Origin of the sequence: Tissierella sp. (genome assembly GCF_052089545.1) — a bacterium.
In the GTDB taxonomy this organism is placed as follows: domain Bacteria; phylum Bacillota; class Clostridia; order Tissierellales; family Tissierellaceae; genus Tissierella_A.
The window spans coordinates 11,357-32,598 of the sequence record NZ_JBQDAA010000005.1; the positions used below are offsets into that span (position 1 = coordinate 11,357).

At 30.6% G+C, this 21,242-nt stretch carries 15 protein-coding genes; all 15 read left to right on the forward strand.

Features of this window, described 5'->3' with window-relative positions; translation table 11 throughout:
- On the forward strand, positions 1-609 hold a 609-nt coding region (locus ACTHW2_RS01075), incomplete at its 5' end, for a hypothetical protein (protein WP_442261864.1).
- 10 nt (positions 610-619) lie between these two features.
- On the forward strand, positions 620-1,834 hold the full coding sequence (locus ACTHW2_RS01080; protein ID WP_442261865.1) for a hypothetical protein: 1,215 nt from the start codon (positions 620-622) through the stop codon (positions 1,832-1,834).
- Positions 1,835-1,850: 16 nt separating this feature from the next.
- Positions 1,851-4,493, forward strand: a complete 2,643-nt coding sequence (locus tag ACTHW2_RS01085; protein WP_442261866.1) for a GAP1-N2 domain-containing protein — start codon at positions 1,851-1,853, stop codon at positions 4,491-4,493.
- A 25-nt stretch (positions 4,494-4,518) separates the two neighbouring features.
- A complete protein-coding gene (locus ACTHW2_RS01090) occupies positions 4,519-4,869 on the forward strand; it encodes a DUF898 family protein (protein WP_442261867.1) in 351 nt (116 codons plus the stop codon).
- A gap of 140 nt (positions 4,870-5,009) precedes the next feature.
- Positions 5,010-6,146: an AIM24 family protein gene (locus tag ACTHW2_RS01095; protein WP_442261868.1), complete on the forward strand. Its 1,137-nt coding sequence runs from the start codon at positions 5,010-5,012 to the stop codon at positions 6,144-6,146.
- Positions 6,147-6,188: 42 nt separating this feature from the next.
- Positions 6,189-6,398: a hypothetical protein gene (locus tag ACTHW2_RS01100; protein WP_442261869.1), complete on the forward strand. Its 210-nt coding sequence runs from the start codon at positions 6,189-6,191 to the stop codon at positions 6,396-6,398.
- 266 nt (positions 6,399-6,664) lie between these two features.
- Complete coding sequence (locus ACTHW2_RS01105) at positions 6,665-6,874, forward strand: helix-turn-helix domain-containing protein (protein ID WP_442261870.1); 210 nt, start codon at positions 6,665-6,667, stop codon at positions 6,872-6,874.
- A 17-nt stretch (positions 6,875-6,891) separates the two neighbouring features.
- Positions 6,892-7,491: a DUF1819 family protein gene (locus ACTHW2_RS01110; RefSeq protein ID WP_442261871.1), complete on the forward strand. Its 600-nt coding sequence runs from the start codon at positions 6,892-6,894 to the stop codon at positions 7,489-7,491.
- A gap of 1 nt (position 7,492) precedes the next feature.
- Positions 7,493-8,071 carry a DUF1788 domain-containing protein gene (locus tag ACTHW2_RS01115; protein ID WP_442261872.1) on the forward strand — a complete coding sequence of 193 codons (579 nt, stop codon included), beginning with the start codon at positions 7,493-7,495 and terminating at the stop codon, positions 8,069-8,071.
- 11 nt (positions 8,072-8,082) lie between these two features.
- A complete protein-coding gene (gene brxC / locus ACTHW2_RS01120; RefSeq protein ID WP_442261873.1) occupies positions 8,083-11,673 on the forward strand; it encodes a BREX system P-loop protein BrxC in 3,591 nt (1,196 codons plus the stop codon).
- Between the two features lie 10 nt (positions 11,674-11,683).
- Positions 11,684-15,394, forward strand: coding sequence for a BREX-1 system adenine-specific DNA-methyltransferase PglX (gene pglX / locus ACTHW2_RS01125; RefSeq protein WP_442261874.1), 3,711 nt, complete (start codon positions 11,684-11,686; stop codon positions 15,392-15,394).
- 116 nt (positions 15,395-15,510) lie between these two features.
- Positions 15,511-18,030 (forward strand): BREX-1 system phosphatase PglZ type A, encoded by a 2,520-nt coding sequence (gene pglZ / locus ACTHW2_RS01130; RefSeq protein ID WP_442261875.1) that lies wholly within the window; start codon positions 15,511-15,513, stop codon positions 18,028-18,030.
- Between the two features lie 16 nt (positions 18,031-18,046).
- Positions 18,047-20,092 (forward strand): protease Lon-related BREX system protein BrxL, encoded by a 2,046-nt coding sequence (gene brxL / locus ACTHW2_RS01135; protein WP_442261876.1) that lies wholly within the window; start codon positions 18,047-18,049, stop codon positions 20,090-20,092.
- Positions 20,093-20,157: 65 nt separating this feature from the next.
- Entirely contained in the window at positions 20,158-20,706 is a 549-nt protein-coding gene (locus ACTHW2_RS01140; RefSeq protein WP_442261877.1) for a hypothetical protein, read from the forward strand.
- A gap of 234 nt (positions 20,707-20,940) precedes the next feature.
- Positions 20,941-21,242 (forward strand): hypothetical protein (locus ACTHW2_RS01145; RefSeq protein WP_442261878.1); only part of this gene is annotated, 302 nt, incomplete at its 3' end.

The window sequence follows — 21,242 nt, forward strand, 5'->3', positions numbered from 1 at the left end:
GTAAACATGGTTAACCAAAAGATACTTATAAAGGTTGAACCTCCTAAAGAAGCTAGTGGATTTGTTGTTTTATATAGGCATGATAAATTTCCAGAAGATATATCCGATGTAAAAACAACAAGAAAATATATACCCTTCAAGCAGTATAAATATGATAGTGGGCTAGTTGTTGACTCAAACGAACCAAAAAACTACTATTTTTCTGTTTATGTAGAGTTTATAAAAGAAGGGGAAAAAGAATATTCAACAGCTACAGATTGTATGTTTTTTAATAGACCTAAGGAATTAATAACATATTCAGTAAAATTAAATAAAAAAATATTTAGTGAAAACATCTTAACCTTAGAATTTGAATCAGAAAATGAAAACTTTACCTTGCCTGATATAGACCTTATGTCTGCTATAGGTGTAGCACCTATGTTTAAAAAATCAGCAAAAATATTTTATAGAATAGAAAGCAGGGAAGTAGAAGGAAAATATCAAGTTAAAATACCACTTGATAAAAAAATGCCCAAAGAAACTCATATCAAAGCATTTTTAAGAAATGAAGATATGCAAGAAAACTATCAAATAAAACTCAACTTAAAATCTAATTTAAAGATTAGCTAGGAGGAAGAAAATGGTACTAAAAACAAGCTTTATTTGCCCCTTTTGCTTTGAAGAACACAAGATACCTGAAGTTCAGTTTAGATGTGGCAATAAAAGATGTAAAGACGTAGATGATATAGAAATGACAAAGTATGAAAATGGTGATATAAATGCACCTAAAAAAGGTAAACCTACCTTTAACGCTGAAGTAAAAAAATTTAGGATACCCAAGTCTGAAAACTGTCCTGAGTGTGGAAGTGAAAGCCATAAGATTATATGCCCTTCCTGTCACAACAACCTACCTGAGTCAACACTTTTAGGAAAAGATATGATTATTTCAATAGTAGGCTCCCGTGATACTGGTAAAAGTCACTTTGTAGGAGTTATTATAAATGAACTAATAGAAAGAATAGCTGTTAAATTTGGTGGAGCTATGGAAGGTTTTGACGATACAAATGAAAGATACAGATCAGGCTTCTACCAAAAGCTATTTGTAGATATGCAAAAACTTGATCTAACAAAAAGTTCGACAGAAGATATAAACAACGACGCATATAGGCCCCTAATATTCACACTAAAACTGAAAAGAAAAGTACTTTTCATGGAAACAATAGAAAACTTTACACTAGTATTTTTTGATACAGCAGGAGAAGATTTAAATGATGAAGATACAATGAGCACCGTTAATAAGTATATATGCAAATCTTCAGGAATAATATTTTTATTGGACCCCCTACAATTCCCACAAGCTAGACACCAGCTTGATGATGAAGTAGTAGAAAGAGCGTCATCTGTTAACTGGCAGCAAGCAACTGGGTCAGGGGATATCATGACAAGGGTATCTAAACTTATTAGAAATGATAGAAATATGAAAACATCAAAAAAGATAGATATACCTGTAGCAGCTGTTTTTTCAAAATTTGATGCTATTGAACCATTAATTCCAAAAGGGAGTATGATTTTAGAAAATAGCCCTCACTGTGACCAACAAGCCTTTGACTTGTCTGATAAACATAACATAGACTCTGAAATAAAGGGACTACTATCAGAGTGGGGTGCTCAGTCATTTATGGGACAGATAGATGTTAACTATAGTAATTATTCATATTTTGGAGTATCATCCTTAGGATTAAATAATAATCCATCCAAGGATAGTGGTAGGATAGAAAAACCTAGACCACATAGAATTGAAGATCCCCTCTTATGGATCTTGAATGAAAACAAGGTAATTAAATCTAGTAAATAAAAGGGAGGTGTAAAAGATGACCAAACATCAAATAATTTATACATCATGTAAGAGAGGAATAGATGGGATAAACGATGGTCAACAGGTATATTCATATGATAAAAACTTTAAAAAATCAAAAGATGAAGAAGTTAAAAGATTATTTACCTACCAACTCCCTTCACTAGAAGCAGGAGTTGTAATGACCGAAGAAATTGCATCCAAGATGCCATCGTCTTTTTCCTATAAAATGTTAGCTGATAATATGTGCTCTATAACACAAAATACATATCTGGGAAGGGACTATATGGGTAGTACGGGAAGGTTTGGCAATCATTTAAGCCATTCAATTATTTGTGGAAACGAAGACCTAAAGCTATACCCCAGTGAACTTTACGGTAGCCATGTGTTGAGAAAATCCATGCCCTATGATGAAGTAAATAATCCAGAAAAGCCAGACTATCTTCCAGAACCTATCCTAGAAAGAGGAAATATAGTTGATATAGACAGGGTTATCTCATTTTTAGAAAGTGGTGAAAATTTAGAGTACTATAAAAAGATGGTCTATGCAGCCCTTAAATTTGAAAAAGATAAAAAAAGAATAGTAATTTGTGATGGAAAAGAAAACATTATAATGTGGATAGCTGCAATCCACTATAGCCTACCACTTGAGATAGCTAAAGCGGTTAACTTTACAACCTATGAATTTGATCCAGAACTTTCTTCCTCTCAAATTTGTGGTGTAAAAAGTAAAGGGACCAAATATAACTATAATGAATATATTTCCTCAGGAAGATATTATGTATTTGATTTTTTAAACTTTCAAATGAGTGACATCAACCCTGACCACGATTTCTTTAACTTTATCGATACTGCCATAAGTTTTTCCTATGATAGTCTTGTTGACTTTCATAAATTTATTAGTGAAAAAACAAAGTATAAAAACTTAAACGAAGAATATTGTTCGGGATACTATCTATACGAATTATTATTGGATGGTATAGAAGATTTTGATGAAAACAAGTTTAATGAGGCAAGAGTATTTTCTGAAAAATATGCGACAGATGATCTAAATGAAGAGGTAGTAGGAAAACTTATATCAGAAACTGATATTATTGGTAACTTTAACAATGAATTTGCACTAACTATTATTAGATACATGCTTCAATTTAATGAAAAGATTTCTAAAGAAGATAAGGAAATCCTTAAAGAAATGATAGTCCAACGTATTATTAGCTTGTTTGATGATGAATCCATTGAAGAAGATAGTTTTATAGACCTATACAATAGTATTGATAAAATAGCCCAAGCTATTGATATGAGCATTATAGAAGAAATGGTAAATATGAAAAATAGGGAAAGCTTAGTAAATGTAATAGAAGAAGGCATATCAAAATGGAAGATAGACTTTCTTATAGAAAATCTATCCAAAAACATAAAAGAGAAAAAGCTCTCTACAGAAGACTTGTTTGCAGACAAGAGTATAGGCTATATCTATATCCCTATAATCAAATCCATGTATAGTACAAGCAGGCAAAATGGAAATAAAGCGGTAAAAACTATCTTAGATAAATTTGAATTTAATAGTTTATATTTACTAACTATGACCTTAAACATTGAGATAGTTTTAGATGAAATCGGTTTAGAAGACAGTGATAAAAAACAATTATGGGACCACTTTAACCACCTAACTTCTAAAAACCCTATAGAAGATATTTCCCTTATAAATAGCTTCTTAAATAAATACAATAGATACGAGGAGATGTATTATTTATACCAATATAGGATAGCTAATGAAAAAGACCTTAAGGAAATTAGAAAGATCTTTATAGATACCCTTGAAGGCTGGTTTAGTAAAAGCAAGGATTATGAAAAAGACTTTGCTTTAAAGGTAGTAGCAACCTATGTAAAAGCTCACAAAGAAAAACTAGATTCATTAGCTAAGGAAGAAAAAGATAAATATGTTAAAGAACTATTTTCTATCTTTATAGAAAGAAAGATAAAAGATGAATATGCTGATTTTCTTATTGAACATATTTCTAAAGGTATAGCATTAGAAAAATCTAGTCCAGAAAACAAGAAGCTAATCATGGAAATGCTTAAATATCAACATGAAATAAATAGTAAAAAGATTGATGGAAAACTTCTTTTATTCTATATAGCTATACTTCTTGAAGAAAAGGTAAAGATAGAAAATATAATGGAAACAATAAGACTATATGGAGATGAAGAAGGAGCAAAGCTTGAAAAAGTTGGAGAAAAGTTATCTTTTTCATATTTTAAGTGGATTGTTCCAGAAATATTAAGACGTAAGCCTAAATCACATGAGTGGGAATCTATATATGGGCTATTTACTATGTCTAAGAAATCTCAAGAAGATTTCTTTGAATACTGTAACCAAGAATACCTTGAGAAAATTAAACAATCAAACACTTACAAGGAACTATCAGAGTTTTTAAAATTCATGTTTGAAAATGGCGACTCTAAAGATATAAAAAATGCTGGAAAGGTATTTTGTAAGTTAAATAAGAAAGACCTAGAAGATATGGATAAAAAAATGAAAAGATACTATAAGGACGATAAAGATTTACTAGAAGACTGGGAAGAAGTAAGAGAAGTAGCAGAATCTACAAGTTCAGTTATACAAAGCATATCAGGAATATTTAAAAGAAGAAAATAAAAGATAAGTAGAAGGAGAAATATAAATGGATGATAACTTTGATGTTAATAGAGAAACTGCTAAAATAAAAAAAGGTGGATCATATTTTGATGGAGGATTGTTTCAATTGATAGCTTGGTCTATACTAGGTTTCTTAATAACTCTCTTTACTTTAGGAATATGTTATCCTTGGGCCTTGTGTATGGTCTATGGGTGGAGGATAAACCATACCGTAATTGAAGGTAATAGACTAAAATTTACTGGATCTGCTGTAGGCTTATTTGGTCACTGGATCAAATGGCTATTATTAACAATCATAACATTTGGTATATACGGATTCTGGGTGAGAATTTCATTGGAAAAATGGAAGGTAAAAAATACAAGATTCCAGTATTAAGAAATCAAACTACAACAAAAATCCAACATGATTTGAAACATAGCAGATATACCTAGAGGACTTTATAAGTCACATGAATACGGTAAAATCTTCTTACCAATGACTTTAAAAGAGATGATGAATTTAGTAAAAATAACAAAATGAATAAAATACTAAAAGCTATTCTAACCAGGCTTTACTTTATGCAGAAGATGAGCGATAAATTTAAGAAAACAATCCGAGCTTTATTATTAGAATTTCATGAAATAGATAAAGATGAAGAAACAATGAGCACAATATTTGAGGAGTTTTTAAGAAACTTTTATAAACTACACACAGATTATCGAGTTAGGAGCAGACACTATATTTGGGATATAAAAACCTTAGACAATAGTAATATAAATCTTATTCCAATTATGAAAACAGATATAGGAAGGTGGTTAAATTTAATTATGAAAAATGCAAAAGGAACAAGAAAAAATATAAGTATAATTAAAACTGTAGAAAATCAAGGAATAAAGGCTGAAATTTTAGAATATGATGCTTTACATGGAATGAGTGATACTAGGAGTGCACAAACATTGTACTTTATGTCTGAACAAAATATGAAAGCAAGACCGGTTGCAGTTTACATGGAAGACGATTCTTTTAAAATTGAACCAGGTGCTATGAGCTACTTTCAGGGGGAAATCGAAATGACCTCGGGATTAACCGTGGGCAATGTATTAGGAAAGGCATTCTCAGGAATGGCAACAGGAGAGAAGATGGCAAGACCTGAATACAAGGGTAGTGGTATGTTAGTTCTAGAACCTACCTTTAAACATATTCTTCTGGTTGAATTAGGAGAAGGAGAAAATATAATAGTGGATAAGGGTATGTTCTACGGTGCTCAGGGAAGTGTTAAGATAAAAGCTATGTCTCAAAAAAATATTTCAGCTGGTTGGCTTGGTGGGGAGGGATGGTTTCAAATATCATTAACAGGCCCAGGAGTCATAGTATTAGAGTCTGAAGTTCCTATGGAAGAAATAGATATCATAGAACTAGACAATGATACTTTAAAAGTAGATGGAAACTTTGCAATGCTAAGAAGTGGAAGTATAGACTTTGCAGTTGAAAAATCAGGAAAAACGATGATGGGATCTGCAGTAAGTGGAGAAGGATTTGTCAATGTATTTAAAGGAACAGGACAAGTGTGGCTAGCTCCTACTATTAAAATATATGATACATTAAAAGCTACATTTGGAATGGGATTAGGAAGTACAAAGGGCATGAACATGAACACTAGCAATACTAAATAAATATAAGGACGTGGTCTAATATTTAAGAAAGGAGAAATATATATGAAGTTTGGACTTAGAAAACCATCAATTAAAAAATCTATTAAAGCTAGAACAACAGGAAAGTTAAAACGTAAAATAAAGTCATCCATTGATCCTACTTATGGAAAAAAAGGAATGGGATGGATAAAAGATCCTAAAAAAGCTGCTTACAATAAAGTTTATAACAAGACATCTTTTGGTTTAAGAGATCTATTTAAGATCTTTAAATAAGTTGATAATTTAAGAGCAAGCTCTCTCGAGTAATTTATTATTTGAGAGAGCTTGTTTTTTTATCTTAAATAGACACCTTCAACTATGTATCTGATTACCTTATATATGGAAAATAGTGTAAGAGATTAAGCCAGTATATTTAATTGATAAAAAAACTTATAAATATGCTTATCGACATCTCAATACTTTCTCTTGAGATGTCGATTTTTTTAATATATACTATAATTGAGATATTATAATGAAATTTAAGATAAAGAGGTGTATATATGGGGGTTAGTTATAAACCATTGTTAAAGCTTTTAATTGATAAAGATATAAAAAAGACTAAAATGGCCAGTGATATAGGAATAAGCACCAGTACCCTATATAAATTAACAAAGGATGAATACGTTTCGCTAGATGTTTTAGTTAGGATCTGTGCTTATTTTAAATGCCAAATAAGTGATATTTGTGAAGTAATCCATAAGGAAGATTAAAGGCTGAGGAGGTAAGAATGAAAAACTTAAAATATAGTGCTGGAGCTGTTAGTAAAGGATTTTGGTTTCAAGCATTTAAAAAATATAATGACCTATTAAATAGAGGGTATAAAGACAAAGAAATAAAAGAAATGCAAGAAAAAGACAACATACTTTTGGCGCCATCAAAAAGCTATGGTAAAAAGATGATAAATGAGATAGCTAAAAGAACAAAAGCTTTACCTGATGAAATAAAGGATATTTTTAGTAGATTAACCTTGTCTGACCAAAAGATATTAAACCTATTAGGGATAATGATGACGGATAGATTATTTTTTGAATTTATGTATGAGGTATATAGGGAGAAAATTATAATAGGAAATTTAGAATTCGATAATAGTCATACTAGAATATTTTTAAATAATAAATCTGAGCAAAGCGAAAGAGTAGCAAATTTAACATTACAGACTAAAAAGAGACTATCAGGGGCCTATAGAACATATTTAAAAGATGCTGGGCTTCTAGTAGAAGAGGGAGGCTTATCAATAATAAGAAAGCCTATTTTAGATATGAGTTTGGAAGCGGAAATGAAAAATAAGGGTATGTATCCTTATTTAAAAGTATTTTTGGGGGAGTAGCATGAAAACATTAGATGAAAAATTAGCCATGATTGAAGAAGTAATAAGTGATGAAAGTTTTAGACATAGTAAGGGCCTTAGCAATGAAGTAGGCTACTATATTTTTGATTATGAGGCAAATAAAGAGCTAAAGGTAAGAGACTATGTAGAAAACTTAAGGGAAAAAAATATAAGAAATCAACCAGGATATGAATTAATAATATTTGATGTCTACGATATTATGATTGATCTAATAGAAAAAGAAGGACTATATGAAGCCTGCATAGAAATGGAAGAAAACGAAGGCTTAGACTATTTAATTGGAGCAGTAAATGATATTTTAAGGATAGATTATGACGATAATTATTTTAATGAATATATAGAAGAGAAAACACCAGACAATTCAGTTGTATTTATTACAGGTGTAGGGAAGATATTTCCCTTTGTAAGGTCTCATGGGATTTTAAATAAATTGCACCTGGTATTTGACAGGGTCCCTGTAGTGTTATTTTATCCAGGGAAATATGATGGTCAAAGTTTGATACTATTTTCAGAGTTTAAAGATGAAAACTATTATAGAGCATTTCCACTTATAAGATAGGGGGTTTATATATGTTAATAAAAGATATGTTTGAAAAAGAGATAGATAGAGATATACAAGGGGTTATTAAAGTAGGACAGGCGGAAGATGAAAATATTAAACAAGAACTAGAAGAATATGTAGTAACTAGTGAACTACAAAAGCATTTTAGGAGTTTCTTTAGTAATTACAAAAATGGGATAGTAGCTAATACAGATAAAATGGGTGTTTGGATTTCGGGCTTCTTCGGCAGTGGTAAGTCTCACTTTCTTAAAATCTTATCTTACTTATTAGAAAACCGTCAAGTAGAAGGTAAAAGAGCCTTTGATTATTTTTTAGATGATGAAAAAATAAAAGATCCTATGGTAGTAGCAGACATGGAACTGGCTTGTAATACACCTACCGATGTAGTTTTATTTAATATAGATTCCAAAAGTAAATCAGCAGGTACTAAGGGAAAGGATAGTATATTAAATGTTTTTTTAAGAGTCTTTAATGAAATGCAAAACTTTAGTACAGACCCTCATTTAGCTGACCTAGAAAGACAGTTAAAATCAGAAGGAAAATATGAAGACTTTAAAAGAAGGTATGAGGAACTACATAATATAAAATGGTTAGAAAGTCGTCATATGTTTAAATTTCACAAAGATAAGGTAATCAAAACATTGGCAGACATCCAAGTAATGAGTGAAGAATCAGCTAGGGAGTGGACTAGAACTACTACCACGCCTTATGAAATAAGTATAGAAGCCTTTGCACAGATGGTTAAAGACTATTTAGATAGTAAGGATGAAAACCATCACCTAGTATTTTTAGTAGATGAGATAGGCCAGTATATAGGAAACAACACTGATCTTATGCTTAACTTACAGACAATAACAGAAGATCTAGGAACAGCCTGCCATGGTAAAGCCTGGATAGTAGTAACAAGTCAACAAGACATAGATTCTATAACAGAAGTTCAGGGAAGGGACTTTTCTAAAATACAGGGACGCTTTGATACTAGATTGAACCTAACCTCTGCCAACGTAGATGAAGTTATTAAATTAAGGATATTAGAAAAAAAAGAAAGAGCTAAAGAGATCCTATCTGTAATATATGAAAACAATGAAACTATTTTAAAAAATCTATTAATATTTAATGATGGTATAGAAAAAAGGCTTTATGAAAACACCAAGGATTTTCGTGAAATATACCCATTTATACCTTATCAATTTAATCTCCTAGCAAGTGTATTAACTTCTATTAGACAACATGGAGCCAGCGGAAAACATCTTTCAGAAGGAGAAAGGTCCATGTTAGCCTTATTTAAAGAAAGTGCTGAAAAATTAATGGATAAAGAAGATGGGGAACTAGTTCCCTTTAATGTATTTTATGATGGATTAGAAAAATTCTTAGACCACAGTCATTCAGCAGTGATAAGCAAGGCCTTAGAAAATGGAAATATAAATCCAAGTGGGGAAGAAGAAAACTTTAATGTAAATGTTTTGAAGACTTTATTTTTAATCAAATATGTTAAAGAAATAAAGGCGAATTTAGAAAATATAACTACACTAATGGTTTCTAATATACATGAAGACCGAATAGAGCTTAAAGAAAGAGTAGAAAAAGCATTAGATATCTTAGTCAGTCAAACATTGGTACAGAAAAATGGAGACCTGTATATATTCTTAACCAATGAGGAACAGGAAATAAATAGGGAGATAGAAAGACAGCATATAGAAGTACAAACTTTAACTAGGAAAATCTCTGAAATAATATATGCTGGAATCCTATCAGATGATAAAGTTGCCTATAGTAAGTTTGGAAATAGATATAATTTTGAATTTAATAGATTTGTAGATGGTGATCCCTATAGGTCTAATCAATCCTTTGAAATAGGAATAGATATAATAACTCCTAACTCAGAGAAAAATGGAATAGAAAGCAGCTTAAGAATGGGCAGTCAAAGGGAAAGTATAGTCTATGTAGACCTACCAAATGACAGGGGCTTTATGGATGAAATAAGAACTGAAATGAAAATTGAAAGATACTTACAAGTATCTAGCTCTAGTAATATTCCAAAGATGGAAGAAATAAAGGCATTGAAAAGGGTTGAAATGAGAGAGCATCAAGATAGGGGAAAACTATTTTTAGAAGAAACTCTAAAAGAAGCTGAATTTTATTTAAATGGGGACAAACTTCAGCTTAAGAGTAGGGATTTTAAATTTAGTGTACAAGATAGTCTTCAAAGCTTAATTAAAATTGTATATCATAAACTAGACTATATAGATACTGCCATGGATGAAGTAGAGATAAGGAAGTTATTTAGGAGCAGGGATAATAGCAGTATAGAACTAGAAAGTTTTGAGAGTCCAAATATAAATGCTATAAATGAAGTTTTAGACTATATAAAACTAAGAACTAAAAATCACAGCAGAATATCACTAAAAGAAATAAAAGATAGGTTTTTAAAAGCACCTTATGGATTTATAGATACAGATATAGAATGGATAATATCAAAAATATTTTTAATCGGAAATATAAGCCTTAGTCTACAGGGCGAACCCATATCTTTGTTAAATAAGACAGAAGATGAAATAGTTTCTTATATCACTAAGAAACAATACGCAGAAAAACTATTAATTGAAGAAAAAGAAGTAATAGACGAAAGATATATAAGAAGCCTAAAAAACATATCTTCCATCTTATTTCAAAGAGATATTCAGTTTGAAGACACAGATATGATGGTAAAAAAATTCAATGAATATGCAGGACATATGATAGAAGAATTAAATAGAGTAAAAGACAACTATAGCAGGGGAAAATATCCAGGAGAAATAATTATAGAAGAAGGAATTGACTTGATAAATAAAACCAGGGGTATTTCAAATCCTGGAGATGTATTTCAAGACTTATTTAAGAATGAAGATCAATATTTAGACTTTGAAGAAGACTATACACCAATAAAATCCTTTTTCAAAGGTGAGCAAAAGCTTATATGGGAAAAAGCACAACATTTCCTAGGCATATATGAAGAAAGTAAATCTTATATATTAAATGAAGATATGGAAAACATTACAAAAGAAATAGAGTCCATTCTTTCTATGGAAAATCCTTATAATAGAATAAAAGATTTGTCTGAGTTAAATGGAGAGTTTTTAGACTTATATAATAAAATATTAGATAGGGAACTAGAGCCAGTAAAAGCAGAGATAAAAGAAGCAGAAAAAAGAGTTATAGAAGAGTTAGAAAAGACAGGATTAGAAGATGTATTTGGGATCAAATATAAATCCAGTTTTAATGATCTTAATAAAAGAGCTGAGGATTGTAACAACGTGGCTATGATAAATGGATTTAAAATAGAAGCAAATACTTTAAAAATGAGATACTTGGATGAGATAGCAAGGAAGATAGAAGAAATAGAAAAAGAAAAAGAAGAAAGAAAAGGTAATGGAGATGGAGCTACTCCTCCAATTACAAAACCATCCGTAAAAAGAAAAAATATAAGTATAAAAGATATAAATCCATCAAATTCATGGAGAATAGAAAGTAAAGATGACTTAGATAAATACCTAAGGGAATTAAAAGAAAGCTTAGAAAAAGAATTAGGAGAAAATACAATCTTAAATATTGAGTTTTAGGAGGATATAGATGAATAAAACAGCATTAAAAAACTTTGCTATATATTCAAGGGAAAAGCTTATAAAAGATATAGAAGATAAGGCTAGGTTAATAGGTATAAGTGAAGAGGGTATAGCTGACCCTCTTCCACAATCTACAAAAGATATGAAGATCTTTAATATAGGTGAAAAAGATACATATAGGATAGAAGGTGGAGATGTAAAAAGGTATGAAAAACTAGTTAAAGAAATAGAAAAAAGACAAGAAGAAGATGACTATAAAACAGCCTACACTACTCTAGTAGAGGAAATAGCCTATATTTGGTTTAACAGAATAATAGCCATAAGATTTATGGAAGTAAATAACTATATGCCAGATAAATTAAGAATATTATCATCAGGAAGAGAAGGAGTAAGGGAACCAGAGTTTGTAAGCCGTTATAGGGATACAGATATAGGAATAAGTGAAGAAGAATTTGAAAGACTAGATAGATTAAAACTAGATGGAAGTAATAAAGCTATGGAAGAGTTATTTCAGTTTCTCTTTATCAAACAGTCTAATGCCTTAAATAAACAACTACCAGAGTTATTTGAAAAAACAGATGACTATGCAGAGTTACTTGTAAATATATCCTATGAAGACCCACAAGGTGTAATCGCTAAACTAATAGAAGATATAGGAGAAGAGCCTTTTGATATAAGTGAAACTGGACAAATAGAGATAATAGGATGGCTATATCAATATTATAATACTGTACCTAAAGAAGAAGTAGATGCATCAAAAAAGAAGGTAGACAAGAATACACTGCCAGCTAAGACCCAGCTATTTACTCCAGAATGGATAGTAAAATATATGGTTGAAAACTCCCTAGGTAGACTTTGGATAGAAAGAAAAATAGCTATAGGAAATGATAAAACTGAAGAAGAATTAGCTAAGGAATATGGCTGGAAATATTACTTACCAGAAGCAGAACAAGTAGAAGTAGTAAAGATAGAATTAAAAGATTTAAGAGAAGATAGAAAAGATTTAAAAATAGAAGATATAAAATTTATGGACCCGTCAATGGGAAGTGGACATATACTAGCCTATGCCTTTGAAGTATTTATGCAATTTTATCTTGAAGAAGGATATATGGAAAGACAAGCAGCAGAATCTATAATAGAAAATAACCTATATGGACTAGATATAGATAAAAGAGCATACCAATTAGCATACTTTGCTCTTATGATGAAAGGCAGACAATATAGCAGAAGAATACTTAATAAAGAAATAAAAGATAATCTATACTATTTTATAGATAGTAAAGATATAAATTTAAAACAGATAGATTTTTTAGGTGGAAATATAAAAGATGAAAAATCTAGGCGGAAAATTAAAGAAGATATATTAGAAATAGTGGAATTCTTTAAAAATGGAAGAGAACTTGGATCTGTAATAAAAATAGATAAAGATTATAATTTTGATGCACTCACTAACTTTACTAAAAATATAAATAGTAAAGATATTCTACCTATGGAATTAATAGGAATAGAAAACACTCAAGAAGATATAATTCATATACTAAGATTATTAGAAATACTATCAAGTAAATATAATGTAGTGGTAACTAATCCACCATATTTAGGTAGAGGTCATATGGGAGTCAATTTAACTAAATATTTAGATAAAGAATATAAGGATACTAAAGCAGATTTATTTGCTGTATTTATGGAAAAAGGATTAGAAATAACTAAAAACCTTGGTTATACAAGTATGGTAACAATGCAATCTTGGATGTTTTTATCAAGTTATGAAAGAATGAGAAAAGAGATGTTGAGAAACACAACAACTATTAATTTAATTCATATGGAAAATATGGTTATGAAGATAGCCTTTGGAACATCAGCTTTTACTATGATGAAAAAAGACTTGAACAACTATAAAGGTACTTATAATCAAATTAAGCTAGAAAATATTAAACAAGATGTTCCAAAATACTTTCCAATAAAAGAAAATCGATATAACGAGGTAAATGAAGATAATTTTGAATTAATACCGGGTAGTCCTATAGCTTATTGGGCTCATCCTAACCTATTAAAAGCTTTTGAAGATGGTAAACCTATGAATTCTATAGTGCAACCAAGGCAGGGATTAGCCACTGCAAATAATAATAGATTTTTAAAGAAATGGTACGAAGTAGATTTTAATAAAATTTATTTTAATGCCGATTCTATTGAATCTTCTGTAGAATCAAAAGCAAAATGGTTTCCATATAACAAGGGCGGCTCAAGGAGACAATGGTATGGAAATTATGATTATATAGTAAACTGGGAAAATGATGGTTTTGAAATACGCAATTTTAAAGATGATAAGGGAAGAGTAAGATCAAGACCGCAAAACACGGGATTTTACTTTAAGGAATCGATAACTTGGCCACTTATTACTAGCGGCGGATTTAGTATTCGATATCGTGAAAGAGGCAGCATACATGATGTTTCAGGAATGTCAGCTTTTACGAATGATCATAATAAATTAATATATTTATTGGGTTTAATGAGTACTAAAATTTCAGACTATATTTTTAAAATTCTAAATCCAACTATAAACTTACAAATAGGTGACTTTAATAACTTTACAGTATTAGAATCGCAGGATGATAAAATTATTAATATAGTAGAAGAAACAATAAAGTTAGCGAAGATTGATTGGAATTCTTATGAAGAAGCTTGGGACTTCGAGATCCACCCACTATTAGATATAAACAAACAAAACCAAGCTCCAAATACCATAGAAGAAGCTTACAAAAACTATAAACACTGCACTAACAACAATTTCAATCAACTAAAAGAAAATGAAGAAAAACTAAATGAGATTTTCATAAAAATATATGGTTTAGAAGATGTATTAGATAAATATGTTTCAGATAAGGAGATTACCATAGCAAAAATATTTGACCATAAAGACGATATATACGATGATATCAAAGGAAATGCATATATTCTAACTAAAGATCATGTAATCAAATCCTTTATATCCTATGGTGTAGGTTGTATATTTGGAAGATATTCCTTAGATGAAGAAGGACTAGTTTATGCTGGTGGAGAGTTTGATATAGAAAGATATAAAAAGATCAAACCAGTTGAAGACAATATAGTTTTAATAACAGATAAAGAATACTTTGAAGACGATCTAGCTAATCGCTTTGTAGACTTTGTTAGGGTAAGCTTTGGACCAGAAAATCTAGAAGATAACCTTAATTTCATAGGAGAATCACTTAAGGGAAATGGAACTTCTAGGCAAAAGATAAGAAACTATTTTGTAAATGACTTTTATAAAGACCATGTAAAGACCTATAAAAAAACACCAATATATTGGCTATATGATTCTTCAGCAGGAAAGACTAAAAGACAAAGCCAAGATGGTTTTAAGGCCTTGATCTATATGCATAGGTATAATGCAGATACTACAGGTAAGGTAAGAATAGACTATCTTCATAGGATCCAAAGGATGTATGAAAGCAGAATGGACTTCTTAAGAGATGATATAGCCCATAATAAAGATGCAAAGAAGGTAGCTGAATCAGAAAAAGAATTAGAAAAGATTATAAAACAAGTTAAAGAATGTAAAGACTATGATGAGAAAATAGGTCATATAGCTCTTTCAAGGATAGACATAGATTTAGATGATGGAGTAAAGGTAAACTATGAAAAAGTACAAACTGATGACAAGGGCAAGAAATTTAAAATATTAGCTAAGATATAATCAAAGGAAAGATTAAAAAAAAACTTGCATATATATCTACAACTTTTAAAAAATGCAGCTATATATGCAAGATTAGCAAAAAAGATTATATATGATTTAGAAAGTGGGTTGCAACTATGGCAGAACTAAATTTAAAACAAATAGAAGATAAGTTAAATAGTGAATTTAAAGGAGCTAGTCGTAAGTTAGTATTTTGGTATGATGAAAAAAGAGATTTTATAGGAGACATAGAGAGCTTAAATCTTGAAAATGCTAAAATACATAATCTAACTCCTACAAATTTATTTGCTACTAAGGTATTATTGGAAAGAAGAGACACCGAAAACAATTATTTAATATATGCACCTTTTAAAAGACCGGACAATAGGGAAAATCATTTATCAGATACAATCATTTATTCGAAAGAGTTTTTTGCAGATAGAACTTCTCTCTTGGCTGTGGATTTAGGTATTGATATATCATACAAACCTATATTAGAAAAATATATTAAGTTTTTCAATGCCAAGGATAGGACTAAAAGATTTTATGACCTGGAGGTTGACTCCTATAATGAAGAATCTATAGAAGTTGCCCTATTATCTGCTTTAACTAGATCAAGAGTTGTAAACTTTGAAGAGGTCCTAAGGATTGTATTATCTCAAGGTCTATCTGATAATAAATATATGGAAGAGTTTAGTAAATACGACTTGGAAGAAGCCTTTTGGAAGTATTGTAATTTAAACTTTTCCTATAAAGATGAGGAACCAAGCTTGATTAAGTTTTCCATAAGCCTACTATTAACCTATGCAGGAAGGCAAATGAATAAAGAGTTACCTAAAAATTTAAATAAATATATATTAAATAAACCAGGTACAGTTATGGCTTTTGTAGATCAAATGATGAATAGTTCCATATACATGGAAAGCTTTAGAAAAATTTCTGATGAAGTATATAAGGCTGTAGATGGACAGGCTGTTTTTAAAGATTATGATATAAAAGACTTGATGAATCTTGATGTATTTAAAGATATTGATAAATATATAATTACTTGGTCCATAGAAAGACTCTTAGATGAAAACTTAAATATAGAAGTTAATGGTTCTCCTATCTTAGATCTATTTAAAAGTAGAAAGTTTAAACACTTTAGAGACCTATATGGAAATAAATATGATCTTTTAATTAATGCATACTATCTAATCGCCAATAAAGATATTAAGATTGGAGATAATGTCCTAGAATTAGTAGAGAAATATCATGAAGAATATTATAAGATAGATAGCTATTATAGAAGATTTTATTACAACTTAGATAAACTAGAAAATAAGGCAATCTTTGAGGATTTACAAAACTTAGTGGAGAACATATATATTAATAGATATTTAGATAAGATTGCCAGGGAATTTAGTAATAATATGGACTATGATAAACTTGGACAAAAATATAAGCTTCAAAAAAACTTTTATAATAATTTCATCGCAGATTCAAAAGAGAGAATTATTGTAATAATATCTGACGCCTTTAGATATGAAGTAGGAAAAGAATTAGTAGAAAGATTTGAATATAATGAAAAAATCCAAGCTGATATCCAGCCTCAAATAGGAGTCCTACCAAGCTTTACCAGCTTAGGGATGGCTGCACTTTTACCCAATGAGAAAATAGAGATTAGAGAAGACTATTCAGTATATGTGGATGGGAAAGCTACTAGGAGCTTAACTGAAAGAAAGGCTATACTGGAAGCTAAAAACTCAAAGAGTGATTGTGTTCAATATGATGATTTAATAAAGATGACTAGAGACGGTATGAGGCAGTTTTTTGCTGGCAAGGAAGTAATATATATCTACCATAACCAGATAGACGCTAGAGGGGACAAGCTAAATACTGAAGATGAAGTGTTTGTTGCTTGCGATGAAGCTATGAATGAGATAGAAGACCTTATAAGAAGGCTTCCCAATACAGTTTCTGCAACAAGCTTTATAGTCACCGCAGACCATGGCTTTATCTATACTAGAAGTAAAAACCAAGAAGCAGACAAGATAAATAAATTCTTTAATGGAGAAGACAAGGTAAATAAAAGATTTATAATATCAGACAACACTTACGACATATTAGGAACCAAAAATATAATTGTGTCTGATGTTTTAGGAAACTATGATAAGAGAACTATTACCATGCCCTTAACTTCAAATGTATTTAAAGCCCAAGGGGGAGGACAAAACTTTGTGCATGGAGGAAGTTCACCTCAGGAAATCATAGTACCTGTAGTTAGTGTAAAGACTACCAAAGGTGCTGTAGATGTGGAAGATGTAAAAGTATCCTTGATAAGCGTGTTAACAAAGGTAACTAGTCTCTTAGTTAAACTAGATTTTATTCAACAGGAGGCAGTTACAGATATAATTAAACCTGCTAAATATAGTATTAAATTTGTGGATGAATCAGGAGAGTTAATATCTAATGAAGAAACATACCTTGCTAAGAGCAAGTCAACTAGTTCACCAGACCGTGTATTTAGTTTAAGATTTAATCTTAGAAATAAAAAATATAATAAAAATAGAAGCTACTATTTAACAATAACTAATACAGAGACAGGTATAGAGGTCTATAGACAAAAAACTATTATAGATATTGCTTTTGCAGATGAATTTGGATTTGATATATAGAAAGGGGAGGTATATATTGGAGACTTTAAATAGAGAAATAATATTAAATAAACTTATACAATACTTCCCTGGCAAGATTGTAAGGAAGGATTTAACTAAAAAGATTAAAGAGGGGGCAAATGTTCCAGTATATGTGCTAGAATATTTGCTAGGCATGTATTGTTCATCTCAAGATGAAGAGATAATAGAAGAGGGAGTAAAAAATGTAAAAAACATATTATCTAAAAATTATGTAAGACCTGATGAAGCACAAAAGATAATTTCAAAACTTCGTGAGCTAGGAAGCTATACGGTTATTGACAATATATCTGTAAAGTTAAATTATAAGACAGATATATATGAAGCAGAATTTTCTAATCTAGGCTTAAGAGGAGTTCCTATAGCAAGTGCCTATCCTTTGATGTATGAAAGACTTTTATCAGGAGGGATATGGTGTATTATAAAGATGGAATACTTTTATGATGAAGATGATAAGAAGGGAGTTCCCTTTATTATAGAAGAACTTACTCCAGTACAAATGCCTAAGATTGATTTAGATGAGATGAAAGAAGCTAGAAATAATTTTACTGATGAAGAATGGATTGAACTAGTACTTCGTAGTACTGGAATGGAAGCTGATAGTCTAGATGAAAGAGAAAAGTGGCTACACTTGGCTCGTCTTATTCCTTTAGTTGAAAATAACTTTAACCTATGTGAACTTGGACCAAGGGGAACGGGAAAGTCTCATATATATAAGGAAATAAGTCCCAATAGTATTCTTGTTTCAGGAGGGCAAACCACAGTTGCAAATTTATTTTATAATATGTCTACCAGGCAGGTAGGCTTAGTAGGTATGTGGGATTGTGTTGCCTTTGATGAAGTTGCTGGTATGACATTTAAAGATAAAGATGGAATCCAAATAATGAAAGATTATATGGCATCAGGATCTTTTGCCCGTGGTAAAGAAATGAAAAATGCTTCAGCATCTATGGTATTTGTAGGAAATATAAATCAAAGTGTAGATATACTCCTAAAGACTTCAAGTTTATTTGATCCATTCCCAGATGCTATGGGAACAGATACAGCTTTTTTTGATAGGATGCACTGTTATCTACCAGGTTGGGAAATTCCTAAATATAGTCCACATCATTTTACTGATGACTATGGTTTTATAACAGACTATCTTGCGGAAGTTATGAGAGAGCTTAGAAAAGTTTCCTATGCTGATAGCTATGATAAATATTTTAAACTAGGAAATCAGTTAAATCAAAGAGATACTATAGCCGTTAAGAAAACGGTATCAGGAATGGTAAAGTTAATTTACCCTCATGGAGAATTTGAAAAAGAAGATATAGAAGAAATACTAAGATTTGCCCTAGAGATGAGAAGAAGGGTAAAAGAACAGCTTAAAAAAATTGGTGGCATGGAGTTTTATGATGTAAATTTTTCATATATAGATAAAGAATCTTTTGATGAAGAATATGTACCTGTTCCAGAACAAGCTGGAGGAGGTTTAATTCCAGAGGGAATAGGAAAACCAGGGCATGTTTACCATGTAGGACGTGGTAAAACTGGAATGCTGGGTGTATTTAAATTAGAAACACAAATGACAACAGGGACAGGAAGATTTGAAAGAACAGGCTTAGGCTCAAACTCGGAAGCCAAAGAATCTGTAGATACAGCTTACAAGTATCTTAGAGCAAATAGTAAATCCATAAGTGGGAAGATAAGTACCACCACTAAAGACTACCTAGTAAACACACAAGATATGAACGGTATAGGTATGACTACAGGTTTAACACTAGCTACAATGGTTGCTATATGCTCTGTGGCCCTAGGGAAACCTGCTATAACTAGTATGGCTATACTAGGAGATATAAGTATAGGAGGAACTTTAATCAAGGTAGAAGAGCTAGCTAATACCCTACAAGTGTGTTTAGATAGTGGAGCTAAAAAAGTACTACTACCCCTAATTTCAGCAGCAGACTTAGGAACAGTACCACCAGAATTAGTTGGAGCCTTTAATCTGATATTTTATAGTACGGCTGAAGATGCTGTATTTAAGGCATTGGGAGTGGAGTGACATTTAGCTATAAAAAATTTGATCAGCCTAGTTAGAGTCAAGATATAAAAGGAGAATAATATAGCATGGAGAAAGTTGTAATAGCACTTCTTGGAACAGTAGTAGGTTTTTTATTAAGTTGGTTTAAAGAATTTATTCAGGATAAAGCAAAAGTTAAAATGAACTTAAAGACTGGAATACTTAATTATTTGAAACTAGAAGAAAATGATATAGGAGAGATAATCAAAGTAAAAACAGAGCCTACAAAAGCGGAGCAATTTTACCTTAATCTTAAATTTGATATTTTAAATATTGGTAAGATTTCAACAGGACTAATTGATATTTCCATTGAGTTATCGGCAAATAATCAAAAACTTTACTATTCTCCGATTCTTTTATTGCCAATTGACGATAAAAAGCTAGAAAATATTTCATTTAACCTAGATTCAAATAAAGTTTATACAGTAGAGACTACTCTAATATTAAAGAATCAAGATTCAAACTCTTTTTTATTTGATGATATTTCATTGTTACCAAATCAGAAAAAAAGTTTGAAAATCAAGGTAATTGCAACTACCTTACATAAGCAAAAATCATCATTAAGAATTGAGCCATTATCTATATTACATGCTTGATAATTGGAGACATTTAAAGAGTCTTTACATATTAATACTATAGATTTAGTAATTAAATATTGAATTAGTTAAGAAGCATATAGTTGCATATATATATTTAAATATATATATGCAACTATTTAAAACCTTTGATATAGAATGCTTTAATTTTAAAAGCACCAATAGTTTAAAACTGATAGTAAAAGTGATAAAATTAAAATAATAAAACAAAAAATAAAAGTAGGAGATGTTAATATGACAAGCTATTTAAAAAGAGATCAAGAAAATATGGACCACTTATTAGACCTTACTAAAAAAGAAGCAAGTGCTTTTTTACAAGGAGTAGAAGATAAACCTGTTGGTGTATATCCAGATCCATTTGCTAAAGAAGAACTAAAGGAAGAAGGAATCGGTGGGGAAAAGGCTTTAGAACATTTTAAGGGCAAGTATGCCAAGGGCTTAACAGCAAGTGCTGGTCCTAGATACTTTGGTTTTGTTATAGGTGGAACTACACCTGCAGCTTTAATGGGGGACTGGCTAGTAAGTACTTATGATCA